General features: G+C 63.4%; 14 protein-coding genes. 4 read left to right on the top strand and 10 right to left on the bottom strand.

Features of this window, described 5'->3' with window-relative positions; all coding sequences use genetic code 11:
• Window positions 1-11 precede the first annotated feature (11 nt).
• The 10 genes from purF to NKI37_RS06200 all read right to left on the bottom strand — a co-directional run bounded on the left by purF (window position 12) and on the right by NKI37_RS06200 (window position 12,182).
• Window positions 12-1,493: an amidophosphoribosyltransferase gene (gene purF, locus NKI37_RS06245; RefSeq protein ID WP_023672714.1), complete on the bottom strand. Its 1,482-nt coding sequence runs from the start codon at window positions 1,491-1,493 to the stop codon at window positions 12-14.
• Between the two features lie 108 nt (window positions 1,494-1,601).
• Window positions 1,602-2,267, bottom strand: coding sequence for a CvpA family protein (locus NKI37_RS06240; RefSeq protein WP_023672715.1), 666 nt, complete (start codon window positions 2,265-2,267; stop codon window positions 1,602-1,604).
• 48 nt (window positions 2,268-2,315) lie between these two features.
• Complete coding sequence (gene radA, locus NKI37_RS06235; RefSeq protein WP_023805669.1) at window positions 2,316-3,719, bottom strand: DNA repair protein RadA; 1,404 nt, start codon at window positions 3,717-3,719, stop codon at window positions 2,316-2,318.
• Window positions 3,720-3,954: 235 nt separating this feature from the next.
• Window positions 3,955-5,448, bottom strand: a complete 1,494-nt coding sequence (locus tag NKI37_RS06230) for a replicative DNA helicase (protein WP_023672717.1) — start codon at window positions 5,446-5,448, stop codon at window positions 3,955-3,957.
• Between the two features lie 220 nt (window positions 5,449-5,668).
• Complete coding sequence (locus NKI37_RS06225; RefSeq protein ID WP_023733856.1) at window positions 5,669-6,646, bottom strand: small ribosomal subunit Rsm22 family protein; 978 nt, start codon at window positions 6,644-6,646, stop codon at window positions 5,669-5,671.
• Window positions 6,647-6,803: 157 nt separating this feature from the next.
• Window positions 6,804-8,153: a cyclopropane fatty acid synthase gene (locus tag NKI37_RS06220; protein ID WP_352790408.1), complete on the bottom strand. Its 1,350-nt coding sequence runs from the start codon at window positions 8,151-8,153 to the stop codon at window positions 6,804-6,806.
• A gap of 186 nt (window positions 8,154-8,339) precedes the next feature.
• Entirely contained in the window at window positions 8,340-8,927 is a 588-nt protein-coding gene (gene rplI / locus NKI37_RS06215) for a 50S ribosomal protein L9 (protein ID WP_352790406.1), read from the bottom strand.
• A gap of 265 nt (window positions 8,928-9,192) precedes the next feature.
• A complete protein-coding gene (rpsR, locus tag NKI37_RS06210; RefSeq protein WP_006203718.1) occupies window positions 9,193-9,441 on the bottom strand; it encodes a 30S ribosomal protein S18 in 249 nt (82 codons plus the stop codon).
• A complete protein-coding gene (gene rpsF / locus NKI37_RS06205) occupies window positions 9,441-9,941 on the bottom strand; it encodes a 30S ribosomal protein S6 (RefSeq protein ID WP_023672722.1) in 501 nt (166 codons plus the stop codon). Before rpsF ends, rpsR begins: the two co-directional genes overlap by 1 nt.
• A gap of 312 nt (window positions 9,942-10,253) precedes the next feature.
• Window positions 10,254-12,182: an LTA synthase family protein gene (locus NKI37_RS06200; RefSeq protein ID WP_352790405.1), complete on the bottom strand. Its 1,929-nt coding sequence runs from the start codon at window positions 12,180-12,182 to the stop codon at window positions 10,254-10,256.
• A gap of 277 nt (window positions 12,183-12,459) precedes the next feature.
• Here NKI37_RS06200 and fabD point away from each other — a divergent pair, with 277 nt between their 5' ends.
• The 4 genes from fabD (at window position 12,460) to fabF (ending at window position 15,960) form a co-directional block, all read left to right on the top strand.
• Window positions 12,460-13,407, top strand: a complete 948-nt coding sequence (gene fabD / locus NKI37_RS06195) for an ACP S-malonyltransferase (RefSeq protein WP_352794390.1) — start codon at window positions 12,460-12,462, stop codon at window positions 13,405-13,407.
• Window positions 13,408-13,467: 60 nt separating this feature from the next.
• Window positions 13,468-14,205 (top strand): 3-oxoacyl-[acyl-carrier-protein] reductase, encoded by a 738-nt coding sequence (fabG, locus tag NKI37_RS06190; protein ID WP_352790401.1) that lies wholly within the window; start codon window positions 13,468-13,470, stop codon window positions 14,203-14,205.
• 221 nt (window positions 14,206-14,426) lie between these two features.
• Entirely contained in the window at window positions 14,427-14,663 is a 237-nt protein-coding gene (locus tag NKI37_RS06185; protein ID WP_006203723.1) for an acyl carrier protein, read from the top strand.
• Window positions 14,664-14,697: 34 nt separating this feature from the next.
• Complete coding sequence (fabF, locus tag NKI37_RS06180; protein WP_023685687.1) at window positions 14,698-15,960, top strand: beta-ketoacyl-ACP synthase II; 1,263 nt, start codon at window positions 14,698-14,700, stop codon at window positions 15,958-15,960.
• The last annotated feature ends 119 nt before the right edge of the window (window positions 15,961-16,079 follow it).

Below are 16,079 nucleotides of genomic sequence, written 5' to 3'. Positions count from 1 at the left end.
GCAGTTGGGCTTTACGCCCCGTTGTTCGCCAGCAGCGACAGCGTGCGCACATTGTCGTGACCTTCGAAGTCGAGCAGGCGGGTCGGGTACTGGCCGGTGAAACAGGCGTCGCAGAATTGCGGCTGCTCATTGTCGCGGCTGGCTTCGCCGACGGCGCGGTAGAGCCCGTCAATGGTGAGGAAGCCGAGCGAATCGACACGGATGAACTCGGCCATTTCCTCGATCGACATGCGCGATGCCAAAAGCTTCGACTTCTCCGGCGTGTCGACGCCGTAGAAGCACGACGCGCTGGTCGGCGGCGAGGCGATGCGCATATGCACTTCCTTGGCGCCGGCGTCGCGCACCATCTGCACGATTTTCTGGCTGGTGGTGCCGCGCACGATCGAATCGTCGACCAACACCACGCGCTTGCCCTCGATCATCCGGCGGTTGGCGTTGTGCTTGAGCTTGACGCCCATATGGCGGATCGAATCGCCGGGCTGGATGAAGGTTCGGCCGACATAGTGGTTGCGGATGATACCGAGTTCGAAGGGGATGCCTGCCGCCTGGGAGAAGCCGATTGCCGCCGGCGTGCCGGAATCCGGCACCGGCACGACGATATCGGCCTCGACCGGGCTTTCCTGCGCCAATTCGGCGCCGATACGCTTGCGCACTTCGTAGACATTGCGGCCTTCGACCGAGGAGTCCGGGCGGGCGAAATAGACATATTCGAAGATGCAGAAGCGGGTCTTCTGCGGCTCGAAGGGGAACAGGCTCTCGATGCCCTTCGAGGTCACCACGACCATTTCGCCGGGCTTCAGGTCGCGCACGAAGCGGGCGCCGATAATGTCGAGCGCGCAGGTTTCGGAGGCCAGGATCCAGGCGCCGTCCAGGTCGCCGAGCACCAGCGGGCGGATGCCGAGCGGATCGCGGCAGCCGATCATCTTCTTGGAGGTCATCGCGACCAGCGAGAAAGCGCCTTCGACCTGACGCACGGCGTCGATGAAGCGCGAATTCAAATCGCGTTCCTTACTGGTGGCAACGAGATGCAGCAGCGTCTCGGTGTCGGAGGTCGACGAGAAGATCGCGCCCTGCTTCTGCAGCGCGCGCTGCACGGTCATGGCGTTGGTGAGATTGCCGTTATGGGCGACGGCAAAGCCGCCATCGGCGAGTTCGGCGAAGAAGGGCTGGATGTTGCGCATGCCGGCGCCGCCGGTCGTGGCATAGCGCGTGTGGCCGATGGCACGGTTGCCTTGCAGGCTGTCGATGACGTGCTGCTTGGTGAAGGTGTCGCCGATCAGGCCGACATGGCGTTCGACATGGAACTGCGTGCCGTCATAGGAGACGATGCCGGCCGCTTCCTGGCCGCGATGCTGCAGCGCATGCAGGCCTAGCGTTACGATGGCCGCAGCGTCCTGCCGGCCGAAAATGCCGAACACCCCGCATTCGTCGTGGAAATGATCGTCTGCTTCGGCGGAAAGCACGTCGTCCGCGTCTGCCTTCGAAACTGCCATGGGGCTCAAGCTCCGCTAAAATGGCCATATAGTGCGATAGCGCCGCGAAAGCAACGTAGTCAGGCCGGAACTGCCGGGATGGCGCCTGTCCGGCACCATCCGTCCGTATCAGTTTGCCGGCGCGGCCGGAGCCGGAGCAGCGGGCGCGGGTGCGTTATCGGCCGGAGCGTCGGTCTCGTCGTCGGGCGCCGGCGTATCGTCACCGGTTGCCGGAGCATCCGCCGCCGGTGCATCGGCCGCCGGAGGCGTCTCGGCTGCCGGCTGATTCGGATTGAGCTTCTTCAGGATGGCGTTTTCCGGATCTTCGGGCAGCAGGCTTTCCAGCTTGGCGCCGATGGTCTCGAGCAGCGGCTTCGACTTGGCGTTGGCGATCCAGGCAGGGGCCTTGGCGCCGGCCAGCCAGTTGAAGAACAGTAGCGCCACGGCGACTACGAGGACGCCGCGCGCGGCGCCATAGAGGAAGCCCAGCGTACGGTCGAGCGCGCCGATCCTGGAATCGATGATCCAGTCGGCAAGCTTCATGGTGATGACGGAAACGACGATCAGCGCGATGAGGAAGACGATGCCGGCGGATGCCGCCATGGCGATCTTGTCGCTTTCGACATAGGGCTGAACGTAAGGCAGCACCGGCTTGTAGAAGAAGAATGCCGCCGCGGCGGCAGCCGCCCAGGACACGACGGACAGGATTTCGCGTGACAGGCCGCGAACCATGGCGAGCATCGCCGAGACCAGGGTGAAGCCGACGAGAATTCCGTCCAGCAGCGTAATCGGCATGTCTTTCGCCCCACTCAGATTGTCTTTTCACGGCTCGGGCGAGCCGCGTCAATCTTCCACGTCGACACGGCTGCGCCGTGAGCCGGCTATGCGTGCGACGAGATCGGCAAGTTCGGTCGGCTGGAAAGCGCCGGCCCCGATCCCCCCGACAACCTCCTCGCTGCCCAAGGGCAGAACCGCACTTCCAAAACCCAGCTTTTCGGCCTCTTTAAGGCGCTGCTGCGCATGCGCAACCGGCCTCACTGCGCCCGACAGGCTGATTTCGCCGAAATAGACGCAATCGGCGGGAAGGGCAAGACCGGTGAGCGACGAAACCAGTGCAGCGGCAACCGCCAGATCGGCCGCCGGCTCGGAAATCCGGTAGCCGCCGGCGACGTTGAGGTAGACATCGTGGGTGCCGAAGCGCACGCCGCAATGGGCTTCGAGCACGGCAAGGATCATCGACAGCCGTGCGCCGTCCCAGCCGACGACGGCACGGCGCGGCGTGCCCAATGTGGACGGCGCCACCAGCGCCTGGATCTCGACCAGCACCGGACGTGTCCCTTCCATGCCGGCAAATACCGCGGCACCCGGCGATTTTGCGTGGCGTTCGCCGAGGAACAGCTCCGACGGATTGGCGACCTCGCGCAAGCCCTTGTCCGACATCTCGAAGACGCCGATCTCGTCGGTCGGCCCAAACCGGTTCTTCACCGTGCGCAGGATGCGGTAGTGATGGCCGCCTTCGCCTTCGAAATAGAGAACGGCGTCGACCATGTGCTCGACGACGCGCGGACCGGCGATCTGGCCTTCCTTGGTGACATGGCCGACCAGCACGATGGCAGCACCGGTGGATTTGGCGTAGCGGATCATCGCTTGCGCCGAGGCGCGCACCTGAGTGACGGTGCCGGGCGCCGAGTCGGCCATGTCGGTCCACAGCGTCTGGATGGAATCGAGGATGACGAGGTCCGGCCTTCTGCCGTCGGCTATTGTTGCCAGGATATCCTCGACATTGGTCTCGGCGGCAAGTTCGACCGGCGTGTCGGCGACGCCAAGCCGCTGCGCCCGCAGCCGGATCTGCGCGACAGCCTCTTCGCCCGAGACATAGACGATGCGGTGGCCTTTTGACGCCAATGCTGCTGCGGCCTGGGTAAGCAGCGTCGACTTGCCGATGCCGGGATCGCCGCCGACCAGCAGCGCCGAGCCGCGCACGAAGCCGCCGCCGGTGGCGCGGTCGAGTTCGCCAATGCCCGAGATGATGCGCGGCGCGTCCTCGATGTCACCGGACAGGCTGGTCAGCACCACGGCGCGGCCCTTGCGCGCATTGCGCGTGTTGGCCGGTCCCGAGCCGATGCCGCCCGAGGTGCCTTCCTCGACGAGTGTGTTCCACTCGCCGCAGGCATCGCATTTACCGGCCCAGCGCTGATGCACCGACCCGCAATTCTGGCAGATGAACTGGATGCGCGATTTAGCCATCAGCAGTCACCTACGCGCAGTGCTGAAGCTAGAAAGGCTGGTGGGGCAGCACCCCCCTCTGGCCTGCCGGCCATCTCCCCCCTTAAGGGGGGAGATCAGCAGCTTTGGTCTCGGTGCCCACCCTGCCACGTTGAAAATTGGCGAAAGCCGACATGACATCCAATCTCCCCCCTTGAGGGGGAGATGTCCGGCAGGACAGAGGGGGATGCGAAGGAATGAGGCCTTTCTCAACAGACTACTCGAACCTCTCCGCAATATGATGCTCTTCGGCGAGGTCGGAAAACCGTGTGAACTCGCCATGGAAGGCGAGGCTCACCGAACCTGTCGGGCCGTGGCGCTGCTTGGCGACGATGACTTCGGCCTTGCCGCGCATCTCGTTCATCTCGTGTTCCCACTTGATGTACTCGTCGGTGCCGGGCTTCGGCTCGCGGTTCTTCAGATAATATTCCTCGCGATAGACGAACATCACCACGTCGGCGTCCTGCTCGATCGAACCGGATTCGCGAAGATCGGACAGCTGCGGGCGCTTGTCTTCGCGGCTTTCGACCTGACGCGACAGCTGCGACAGCGCGATGATCGGAACGGAGAGTTCCTTGGCCAGCGCCTTGAGGCCGGTGGTGATCTCGGTGATTTCCTGCACCCGGTTCTGCGACGATTTCGCGCTCGACCCCTGCATCAGCTGGATATAGTCGATGACGATGAGGTCGAGGCCGCGCTGACGCTTCAGCCGCCGCGCCCGCGCCGACAGCTGCGCGATCGAGATACCGCCGGTCTGGTCGATGAACAGCGGGATCTTCTGCATGGTCTGCGAGCAGGCGACCAGCTTTTCGAAATCCATCTCTGAAATCTCGCCGCGGCGGATTTTTGACGACGAAATTTCCGTCTGTTCGGAAATGATGCGGGTGGCGAGCTGCTCGGACGACATTTCCAGTGAGAAGAAGCCGACGACGCCGCCATTGGCTGCCTTGAACGAGCCGTCGGCCTGTTGCGCCGGCTCATACATCTCGGCGATGTTGAAGGCGATGTTGGTGGCCAGCGATGTCTTGCCCATGCCCGGACGGCCGGCAATGATGATCAGATCCGACGCCTGCAGGCCACCCATGCGGCGGTCGAGATCGCGCATGCCGGTGGCGAGGCCCGACAAATGGCCGTCGCGCATATAGGCGGCGTTGGCCATGTCGACGGCGGTCTTGACCGCGTCGGTGAAGCTCTCGAAGCCGCCATCGTAACGGCCGGTTTCGGCCAGTTCGAACAGCCGCCGCTCGGCATCCTCGATCTGTTCGGACGGCGCCATGTCGACCGGCGCGTCATAGGCGATGTTGACCATGTCCTCGCCGACGGTGATCAGCGCCCGGCGCGTGGCCAGATCGTAGATGGCGCGGCCATAATCGGTGGCATTGACGACGGTGACTGCTTCGACCGCCAGACGAACCACATATTGCGCCACCGTCATGTCGCCGACCTTCTCGTCGGCCGGCAGGAAGGTTTTCAGCGTGATCGGCGTCGCCACCTTGCCCATGCGGATGAGCTCGGCCGCGACCTCGAAGATTTTCCGGTGCAGCGGCTCGTAGAAATGGCCGGCCTTGAGGAAGTCGGAGACGCGGTAGAAGGCATCGTTGTTGACGAGGATGGCGCCGAGCAGCGCCTGTTCGGCCTCGATGTTGTTCGGCGCTTCACGATAAAGCGGTTGCTGCTCCGCCACGCCGAATTTTCGCGCTGCCTCTGCCATGATGTCCCCGATTTTGATCCCGGCTTCTCGATATCAGAACGAGATAAATCGGTGCTGACCTTTCTGCATCACCGCACGACCAATCAACCTCGATGCCCGTTGTTCACAGGGGCGGCAAACCGTCCACAGAAGAGTGTTTCCGCGCCCCGATTCCGGTTGACTCAGAAAGGCGCTGACTTTTATCCGAGTCGTTGGAACAGAGCAAGAACAATCTCGGTGATCATCCGCTTCTTCCGTCCAGTGTATCGCCCCAGTCCAGCCGCCGCGCTGCCTTGAACAGCTCGCCCTCGCGCTTGGTGAAAAGTGTCTCGCCGGCGCCGCCATCCGGCTGGCACAGTTTGAGCAGCACCTTGCCGGAGCCCGATTTCGGCGGTGCAATCACGCGGGGCGGATGTACAGGCGCGGGTTGCCGCGACGCCGCGACGTAGATGAATTTCTCGTCCTCCCACGGCACGTCCGCGTCCTTGGCCAGGCGATGAAGGCGCGAGCGAGCGACGCGGCGCGAAAAATGGCACCAGTCGGGCGGCTCAAGCGGGCAGGGCGCCTCATGCGGACAAGGCGCCAGCACATGCGCCCCGGCCTCCAGCAATTGCCTGCGCACTGCCAGGATGCGCTGCCAGCCTGCCGGTGTGCCGGGCTCGACGATCAGCAGTGTGTCGCCGGTCAAATGCCAGAGCCGGCCGACAAGCTTCGGCAACGATGCTGGCGCGATCTCGTCCAGCACATAGGCGCAGGTGACGAGGTCGGCAGGCTTGAGATCGGCAAGGTCGATGGTCACGTCGCCGGCGCGCCAGTCCATCCTGGTGGCGATGGTATCAAGGGCGAGCGACTGGCCAACCTTGCGCACCGCGGCGCTTGCTTCAACCAGAACCGCCTCTTCGAGGTCGGGCCACAGGTCTGTAGTGGCCCAAAGCACCGTGCCAGGACCGGCGCCGACATCGAGCAAGCTCGTTGGCTGGAAATCGGGCCGCGCATAGGCGAGTTCGTCGAGACCGGCCCGTACCGCCGCGTAGGTCGCCGGCAGCCGCGTCGCCAGATAGGCTTTTACCGCCATCTCTTCGGCCATGTGCAGGCGGCCGTCGCGCAATTCGGCGCGGTAGCGGTCAGACAGCGTCTTCGCCGCCTGGCGCAGCACCGCCAGCGGTATCGTTTCGAGCAGGCGCTCGACGCCTTGTCGCAGCGAGGCGGGGAGTTCCACGCTCAGGCTCCGCGTGGCGCGAGCACCGGGGCGCCGGCGATCTCGACAAGGGTGGTGGCGATGGTGGGCAGGCAGGTCATTAAAAAAGGTCTCGCGAGAACGAGACCTTTTTCAGTGTCAGAGCCGTCAATGGCAAGCGGCAATCGCAATCGAGGCGTTATTCGCGATCCGCCACCTTGCGACGGCGCGCTGGCTTGGCCGCAACGGACCTGACAGCAACGGACCTGGCAGGCACAGACCTGGCGACAGCAGGCTCGCCGCCCGCCGTCTCCTGGCGATGCCCCATTTCGCGCATTTCCAGCGCCTTTTCACATTTGGCCATGTAGTCGCGCGTCATCGGCAGCGTGTCGTTCTTCTTGGCGATCTGGATCTGGAAGATCACCAGATCCTGCCAGCGGAAGGCGGCTTCCGAAGCCGCCAGATAGAACTCCCACATCCTGCAGAAGCGCTCGTCATAGATGGCCTTGGCCTTGTCGCGGTTGGCGGCAAAGCGCTGGCCCCAATGCTTCAGCGTATCGGCATAGTGCAGCCGCAGAATCTCGATGTCGGTGACTACAAGGCCCGACTTCTCGATCGCCGGCATCACCTCCGACAGCGAAGGAATGTAGCCGCCCGGAAAAATGTACTTGCGGATGAAGGCGCTGGTCGCCCACGGCACGCCGGAGCGGCCGATCGTGTGCAAGAGCATGACGCCGTCGGGCTTCAACAACGTCGCCGACTTGTCGAAGAAAGTGCGGAAGTGGTTGACGCCGACATGCTCGAACATGCCGACCGAGACGATGCGGTCGAAGCGTTCATTGAGTTCGCGGTAGTCCTTGAGGTCGAAATGCACGCGGTCCTGCAAGCCTTGCGCATGCGCCCGGTCGGTGGCGACGCCGTGCTGCTCGGTCGACAGCGTCACGCCTTGCACGTCGACATCGAAAGCCTTGGCGAGATAGAGGCCGAGCCCACCCCAGCCGGAGCCGATATCGAGCACGGTCTGGCCGGCCTTCAGCCTGAGCTTGGCGGCGATATGGCGTTTCTTGGCCATCTGCGCCTCGTCGAGCGTCATGTCCGGCTGTTCGAAATAGGCGCAGGAATACTGCATGTCCTCGTCGAGGAAGAGCCGGTAGAGGTCACCCGACAAATCATAGTGGCGCTGCACGTTGCGGCGCGCCCGCGATGCGGTGTTGATCTGCTGCAGGCGGCGAAAGGCGTGGCGCAGACCCTCGATGGCCTTCGACCAGGTGGCGTCGATACCGCCGCTGCCCATGTTCTGGAAGGCGATGCGCATCATACCCAGGACGCCGCCCTCGATGATGTCGAGTTCGCCGTCCATATAGGCTTCCGGCACGGCCAGCATCGGATCGAAGGTAATGGCGCGCTCGGCATGCGCGGTCTTGATGTGCATATGAACCGGCTCGCCGCTGCCGTCGCCGAAAACCACTGTCGAGCCCTTCGGCCCGGTGACTTTCAGATTGCCCGTACGCACCAGGCGGTCGAGAACGCGTTTCAACAGAATATTCATCACCAAATGTCCCCTCACGGTCAGACTGGCGGACCAATTCTGCAACAATATATAGGGGTTCGAAAAGTTCCATTTGGCACAAAAATGCCCGGGCGAGAGGCCCGGGCATTGGTCCAGAAAGGCTGGATGACGAGGAAGTGATTGGAGCGCTGCTCCCCTCGCTTCCCGATCACGCCCCGTGCGGGATCAGGCGTTGTCTTCTTCGCCGCCTTCGAACTCGGTGTTCGGGTCAAAGAAGTTCTCCGGCCGTGCGTTGTCGTTGATGTCATCGCCATAGATGGCTTCGGCGGTGGTCAGCGTCTCGCCCTTGGCCTGGCGCTCGGCTTCTTCGGCCGTGCGGGCGATGTTGAGGCTGATGGTGACCTCGACTTCCGGATGCAGCGCAATCGCCACATTGGTGACGCCGATAGTCTTGATCGGCTGGTTGAGCTGGATCTGGTTGCGGTTGACCGAGAACCCTTCGGCGGTCAGCAGGTCGGCGATGTCGCGGGTCGACACCGAACCGTAGAGCTGGCCTGTCTCGCCGGCCGAACGTACGGCGATGAAGCTCTTCCCGTCGAGCTTTTCGGCAACCTGGCTGGCTTCCGATTTGCGCTCGAGGTTGCGGGCTTCGAGCTGCGCGCGCTGTCCTTCGAACTTCTTCTTGTTGGCTTCGTTGGCGCGCAGCGCCTTGCCCTGCGGCAAGAGGAAGTTGCGGGCAAAGCCGTCCTTGACCTTGACGGTATCGCCCATCTGGCCGAGGCGGGAAACGCGTTCGAGAAGAATCACTTGCATGGTCTTGTTCCTTCGTCTGGCACCGACCGCGGGATCGGCGCCGAATTGAATGGAACAGGTCAGGAAGCTCTGAGCGCCTTGGCGCCGGTGTCGCTGTCCTGCCTGTCGCGGCAGTTAGAGGCTTTTCACCTCAACTCGGGATTTCAATGCATGTCGCCAAAAGTGGTCCCGGTTTTGGGACAACGACATGCATCATCAAATTACCCCTGCGGCGCCCGTCGCCGTGGGAGAAGGAAGCAGGCGGCGAACCGCCTGCTCGAAAGTCTTAGCGAACCACGTAGGGCAGCAGGCCGAGGAAGCGGGCGCGCTTGATCGCCTTGGCGAGTTCGCGCTGCTTCTTCTGGCTGACGGCGGTGATGCGCGACGGCACGATCTTGCCGCGCTCGGAAATGTAGCGCTGCAGAAGACGCACGTCCTTGTAGTCGATCTTGGGCGCATTGGCGCCGGAGAACGGGCAGGTCTTGCGGCGGCGATGGAACGGGCGCCGGGTCGGGATCTGATTGATGTCGACCATTATTCTGCACCTCCTTCAACGCCTTCGCGCGGACGGCGCGGACCACGATCGCCACCGGCATCGCCAAATGAGCGCGGCGGACGATCGCCACGGTCGCCGCGATCACGGTCGCCGAACGAGCGCGGACCACGATCACCACGGTCGCGGTCGCCGAAGCCGCCGCGTTCCGAGCGCTCTTCGCGCTTCTGCATCATGGCCGACGGGCCTTCCTCATGCGCCTCGACCTTGACGGTCAGGAAACGCAGCACGTCCTCGGACAGGCCCATCTGGCGCTCCATCTCGTTGAGCGCTGCCGGCGGGCAGTTGAGGTCCATAAGCGTGTAGTAAGCCTTCCGGTTCTTGTTGACCCGGTAGGTGAGGGACTTCAGTCCCCAGTTCTCGACCCGGCCGACGGACCCGCCATTTGCGGAGATGACGCCCTTGTACTGTTCGACAAGCGCATCGACCTGCTGCTGCGAGAGGTCCTGCCGGGCAAGGAACACATGTTCGTATAGAGCCATAGTGGTTCAGTGCCTTTCTTCGTTTCTCTCCCGGATCCTCGCGGCAAAAGCCTCTGCAACTTCTCTGACCCGCTGATCCCGAGGGGGCGGGGAAGAAAGGAGCATTTCGAGACGGTCGAGAGCGGAGACACGGGAGGCGGAAGCGCTTCTGGCTTCACACGAAGGTTTTGGGTAAAACCTCCGGCCCTCCGTTCAGCCCCCAGCAAGGACCGGCAGATTGCCGGCGTCTATATAGCAAATTGGCTGGAAGGCAAGGGTAACGCATGCTCCGGACATCGTCCTGGCGTCGCAGGGTTGGAAAAATACCAGGCATCAACTCGTATGCGGGGTACGACCGTTGATCGTTTCGGGGAAGAAGTGCGGGGCCGCCTTACGCTTGCCGAACATCATGTCGTATTGCAGCAGGCGGAAATCGTTGATCGCCGGATCGATGTCCTTCTGCCGCGCCCAGTCCGCCGTGGCCTCACCTGACGGCGTCAGAAGCAGATTGCGGTCGACGACGCGATAGCGTTCGCGCAGCGCGCCTAAGAAGCCGGTATAGTAGGGGTGCGTGATCCCGGCCGTGGTAAGGATATGGTAGGGCAGGAAGGCCGGGCTCACGGCGCCCATATCCTGCGCCGGACCGGTGCGGTTAGACCAGATGACCAGCGGCGTCTGATGATGCTCCAGTGCCGCCTCCGGCGTCGGTTCCTTGCGCGGCGCGACATTGTCCTTCAGGTAACCGGTTTCGACATAGACGGGGCCGAGCGGCGGCAGATGGTCGCCGAAGAAGGCGATGACCGTCGGCCGCTCGCGCTTCTTCGCCCATTCAATCAATCGTTCGAGTCCACGGTCGGCATCGGCGGAGCCTTCGGCGTAGCTGAGCAGCGATTCCCGCGCCCATGTGCTGATCGGTGCCGCGACCTTGTGGGTCGGATTGTAATAGCGGTACGGCTCGTAGGGACCGTGGTTCTGCAGGCTGACGGCGAAGAAGAACACCGGCCGCTCGCTGGCGTCGGCCTCTGCGATGATCTCGTCGGTCATCGAGGCATCGGAAGCCAGCGGCCCGCGCTTTTCCAGTGGCGGCAGCGTCTCTTCCGAGCGGAAATCGTTGAAGCCGAAATCGGCATAGACGGCGCCCCTGTTCCAGAACCAGTTGGTGCCCGGGTGGATGGCGCGCGCCCGGTATCCCTCGCTTTTCAGGAAGGTCGCCAGCGACGGCGTCGGCGTGCGCACATATTGCTGATAGGGGATCGAGCCCGCCGGCAGGAAGGCATTGGAAAAGCCGGTCAGCGCCTCGAATTCGATGTTGGCGGTCATGCCGCCGAATTCCGGCGAGAACATATAGCCGGAACGCAGCGCCCGCACATTGGGGATCGGGTCCGGCGTGATTGTAACGCCGGGCAGCTTGGTCGGATCCCAGAAAGATTCGCTCATCACCACGATGATGTCGGGTTTCTCATCCGGTACCGAGGCCGTCACATCAGGCCTGTCGATCGCGTCGATCGCCTTGTCGGAATAGCCCGCCGGCGCCGAGACATGCGCCATCGGCACGTTGAGCGCGAAGGCCAGCGCAAACCCGTTGGAGGCGTAGTTCTCCTTCTGGTCCCACATGATCGGGATGATCTGCAGCCGGTCGCGGGTCCACGAGAAGGTGGCGTAGTCCATGATCGAGACGAAGAAGGCGAGCAGCGGCACTGCCAGCGTCAGCCGCGCCAGCCGCCCTTTGCGGCTGAGGATCGGAACCTTGCGGCGCCACAACCGCCAGCCATAGATCAGCAGCGACAGGCCGGCGACGATGCCGACCGCCATGGCGAGCGCCGTCCAGGGCCGCTCGCGCACCAGGAGCGGCATCAGTGCCATGATCTGGCGCGAATAAAGAAAATCGGTTGGGTAGAGCGGATCGCCGAGATAATGCGACTTCTGATGCCCGACAAAGGCCAGCGCCAGCGTCAGCGGCGCCACGATCATCAGGCTCTGGTGACTGCGGCCAAGCACGGCGTCCAGTCCCATCAGCACCAATGCAAAGACAATGATGGTGGTCCAGCCCGGCTTGAATGGCTGCAGGAAGAAGTCGACCGTGCCGAAGAAGTCGCCGCGCACGATCCATTCGATGGCGAACACCAGAATGGCGGAGGCAAGCAGCGTGACCAGACCGTAGCGGATGACCGGCCATCTGCGCCCCGGCAGGTAGCCGGTGGACGGATCGTCTTCCAAGAACTGTGGCGCGGGTACGGCCGCGCCCTTCCTGATCCTAGCCACGTCTTTTCCCCCGGCCCAAGCAACGCGTATTTCCACTCGCGCCACCGTTCTGTCATAGAACTGTCATGCAAAAGCTAGCGCCTGTGGCGAAAATAAGAAGAGCCAGCAAACGATTCGTGAGCGGTTTTCATCAGGTGTGATCGGCAAAAAGCCTTTGGGAACAGGGACTCGAGGTCAGCTCCGGTTCAAGCGAGAGCCGAAATGCCGCCTCCGGGCTTGACTTGACGGTCCGCCTTGCGTCACAGGCAGGAAAAATCAGCCGCTGGAGAGCGCCCAAATGGCCGTCGCATTCACCTTTCCGGGACAGGGCAGCCAGGCTGTCGGCATGGGCAAGGACCTCGCCGACGCCTTCCCCGAGGCACGCAGGGTGTTCGAGGAAGTCGATGATGCGCTGGGCGAAAAGCTGTCGAAACTGATCTGGGAAGGCCCGGAAGAGGCGCTGACCCTGACTGCCAATGCCCAGCCGGCGCTGATGGCGGTCTCGCTGGCGGCGATCCGCTCGCTGGAAGTGCGCGGCTTTTCGCTGAAGGACAAGGTTGCCTACGTTGCCGGTCATTCGCTCGGCGAATATTCCGCCCTTGCCGCGGCCGGTTTCGTTTCGGTCGCCGATGCCGCCCGGCTGCTGCGCATCCGCGGCAACGCCATGCAGGCGGCGGTGCCGGCCGGCGAGGGCGCCATGGCGGCGATCATCGGACTGGAACAGCCCGACGTCGAAGCCGCTTGCACCGAGGCCGCAACGGGATCCGGCCAGGTCTGCCAGATCGCCAACGACAATGGCGGCGGCCAGCTGGTGATCTCCGGCGCCAAGGCGGCGGTGGAACTCGCCGCGAAACTGTGCACCGAAAAGGGCGCCAAGCGGGCGCTGATGCTGCAGGTCTCCGCACCCTTCCATTCGGCGCTGATGGCGCCGGCGGCCGATGTCATGCGCGAGGCGCTGGCGGGCGTGACCAAGAATGCACCGGTCGTGCCCGTCGTCTCCAACGTCACTGTAGCCCCGACCCGCGACCCCGACGAGATCGCGCGCCGCCTGGTCGAGCAGATCACCGGCCGCGTGCGCTGGCGCGAAACGGTGGAGTGGTTCGGCGCCAATGGCGTCGCCACGCTCTTTGAGATCGGCGCCGGCAAGGTGCTTTCCGGCCTGGCGCGGCGGATCAGCCGCGACATCACCACATCGGCCGTCGGCACGCCGGCCGATGTCGAGGCGGCGCTGGCCGCGCTTGCATAATCCACTGGCGATTCAACCTCTCCCGTGGGAAGGGTGTTCTCTTAAGATCAGGAGACGAAAATGTTCGAACTGACCGGCCGCAAGGCGCTCGTCACCGGCGCATCGGGCGGCATTGGCGAGGCGATTGTCCGGGTGCTGCATGCGCAAGGCGCCATTGTCGGCCTGCACGGCACCCGCATCGAGAAACTGGAGACCCTGGCCGGCGAACTCGGCGACCGGGTAAAGCTGTTCCCGGCCAATCTTGCCGACCGTGACGAGGTCAAGGCGCTTGGCCAGAAGGCCGAAGCCGAACTCGAAGGCGTCGACATACTGGTCAACAATGCCGGCATCACCAAGGACGGCCTGTTCGTGCGCATGGCGGACGCGGATTGGGACAGCGTGCTGGAGGTGAACCTCACCGCCGTGTTCCGGCTGACCCGCGAGCTGACCCATCCGATGATGCGCCGCCGCCATGGCCGCATCATCAACATCACCTCGGTGGTGGGCGTCACCGGCAATCCTGGCCAGACCAATTATTGCGCCTCCAAGGCCGGCATGATCGGCTTTTCCAAGTCGCTGGCGCAGGAGATCGCCACCCGCAACATCACCGTCAACTGCGTCGCCCCGGGCTTTATCGAATCGGCCATGACCGACAAGCTCAACGACAAGCAGAAAGACGCGATAATGGCCGCGATCCCGACGCGCCGCATGGGCACGAGTGTTGAAGTGGCATCGGCCGTCGCCTATCTCGCCTCCAACGAGGCAGCCTACGTCACCGGCCAGACCATCCATGTCAACGGCGGCATGGCCATGATCTGACGGGATATTGTCGGGTGATAAGAAGACATGGCCGGCTTGTGAAAAGAGACCATTTCGCCTTGGACCTCGGCCATTTTTCGTGTAATGCGGCCCGCAACCCGGCGGTTCGGGCAAAAACCGGTCCGGCATCGTTGCGTTTCCGGCAGGACCATCTTTCAGCTTGATTAGCGGCATTCTGCCCGCTAACGAAGACAGACAAACAAAAGACGAGGATGCCCCAAATGAGTGACACCGCAGAGCGCGTCAAGAAGATCGTCATCGAACATCTTGGCGTCGATGCCGACAAGGTGACGGAGCAGGCGAGCTTCATCGATGATCTGGGCGCGGACAGCCTCGACACGGTCGAACTCGTCATGGCGTTCGAAGAAGAGTTCGGCGTCGAGATTCCGGACGATGCGGCCGAGACCATCCTGACCGTCGGCGATGCCGTGAAGTACATCGACAAGGCTTCGGCCTGACACTATCCGCAGTCATCACCGGGGAGGACCTGCGATGAGGCGTGTCGTCGTCACGGGCCTTGGCCTGGTTTCGCCGTTCGGCATGGGCTTCGAGCACAGCTGGAAGGAACTTCTGACCGGCCGCAGCGCCGCCAAGCGCGTCACCGAGTTCGAAGTGGAAGATCTTGCCTGCAAGATCGCCCACGTCATTCCTCGCGGCGACGGCACCAACGGCACGCTCAATCCCGAAGCCGTGCTCGAGCCCAAGGAACTGCGCAAGATCGGCGACTTCATCCTTTACGGGATTGCGGCCGCCGACGAAGCGCTGAAGGATTCCGGCTGGGAGCCCAGCACCGAAGCCGAGCGCTGCGCCACCGGCGTCATGATCGGCTCCGGCATTGGCGGCCTCGAGGGCATCGCCGAGAACGCTATCATCCTGAAAGAGCGCGGACCGCGCCGTATCAGTCCATTCTTCATTCCCGGCAACATTATCAACCTGGTATCTGGCCAGGTATCGATCCGGCATGGGCTGAAAGGCCCCAACCACGCCGTCGTCACCGCCTGCTCGACCGGCGCGCACGCCATTGGCGATGCCGCCCGGCTGATCATCTTTGGCGATGCCGACGTGATGCTGGCCGGCGGCGCGGAATCGCCGGTGACCAGACTATCGCTTGCCGGCTTCGCTGCTTGCCGGGCACTGTCCACCGACCGCAACGACACGCCTGAGAAGGCCTCGCGTCCCTATGACCGCGACCGTGACGGCTTCGTCATGGGCGAGGGCGCCGGCGTCGTGGTGCTGGAAGAACTCGAACACGCCAAGGCGCGCGGCGCCAAGATCTATGCCGAGGTCACCGGCTACGGCCTGACCGGCGATGCCTATCACATCACCGCACCGGCCGAAGACGGCGACGGCGCCTTCCGCTGCATGACGGCGGCGCTGAACCGGGCCAAGCTGACGCCCGCCGACGTCGACTACATCAACGCGCACGGCACCTCGACCATGGCCGACACGATCGAACTCGGCGCCGTCGAGCGGCTGGTCGGCAACGCCGCCTCGAAAATCTCGATGTCGTCGACCAAGTCGTCGATCGGCCATCTCCTGGGTGCCGCGGGTGCCGCCGAGGCGATCTTTTCGATCCTCGCTATCAGAGACAACATCGCGCCAGCTACCATCAATCTTGACAACCCGGAACGCGAAACCGCGATCGATCTTGTTCCGAACACGCCACGGCATCGCCAGGTCGACGTGGCGCTGTCCAACTCCTTCGGCTTCGGCGGCACCAACGCTTCGCTGGTATTCCAGCGTTATACAGGCTGATTGCGGTATCGACCGGCGCGCCAGCGGTCTGTCGCCAATTTTGCCATATTCAAGCCTACTCTGCCGCTGGGGATTCGTCGCATCGGCCTGAAACCGAAGGCGCTTTTTTAAAAGCACGA

The sequence above is a fragment of the Mesorhizobium sp. M0626 genome (genome assembly GCF_040320665.1).
GTDB lineage: Bacteria > Pseudomonadota > Alphaproteobacteria > Rhizobiales > Rhizobiaceae > Mesorhizobium.
This window is presented reverse-complemented; position numbering and strand designations above follow the sequence as displayed.

Excerpts from the sequence above, each read along its gene's own strand:
- rpsF (WP_023672722.1), bottom strand. The coding sequence starts at position 9,941 with ATGGCTCTATACGAACATGTGTTCCTTGCCCGGCAGGACCTCTCGCAG.
- NKI37_RS06185 (WP_006203723.1), top strand. The coding sequence starts at position 14,427 with ATGAGTGACACCGCAGAGCGCGTCAAGAAGATCGTCATCGAACATCTT.
- NKI37_RS06220 (WP_352790408.1), bottom strand. The coding sequence starts at position 8,153 with ATGAATATTCTGTTGAAACGCGTTCTCGACCGCCTGGTGCGTACGGGC.
- NKI37_RS06230 (WP_023672717.1), bottom strand. The coding sequence starts at position 5,448 with ATGGCAGAGGCAGCGCGAAAATTCGGCGTGGCGGAGCAGCAACCGCTT.
- rpsR (WP_006203718.1), bottom strand. The coding sequence starts at position 9,441 with ATGGTCGACATCAATCAGATCCCGACCCGGCGCCCGTTCCATCGCCGC.
- fabD (WP_352794390.1), top strand. The coding sequence starts at position 12,460 with ATGGCCGTCGCATTCACCTTTCCGGGACAGGGCAGCCAGGCTGTCGGC.
- fabG (WP_352790401.1), top strand. The coding sequence starts at position 13,468 with ATGTTCGAACTGACCGGCCGCAAGGCGCTCGTCACCGGCGCATCGGGC.
- purF (WP_023672714.1), bottom strand. The coding sequence starts at position 1,493 with ATGGCAGTTTCGAAGGCAGACGCGGACGACGTGCTTTCCGCCGAAGCA.
- radA (WP_023805669.1), bottom strand. The coding sequence starts at position 3,719 with ATGGCTAAATCGCGCATCCAGTTCATCTGCCAGAATTGCGGGTCGGTG.
- fabF (WP_023685687.1), top strand. The coding sequence starts at position 14,698 with ATGAGGCGTGTCGTCGTCACGGGCCTTGGCCTGGTTTCGCCGTTCGGC.
- NKI37_RS06240 (WP_023672715.1), bottom strand. The coding sequence starts at position 2,267 with ATGCCGATTACGCTGCTGGACGGAATTCTCGTCGGCTTCACCCTGGTC.
- rplI (WP_352790406.1), bottom strand. The coding sequence starts at position 8,927 with ATGCAAGTGATTCTTCTCGAACGCGTTTCCCGCCTCGGCCAGATGGGC.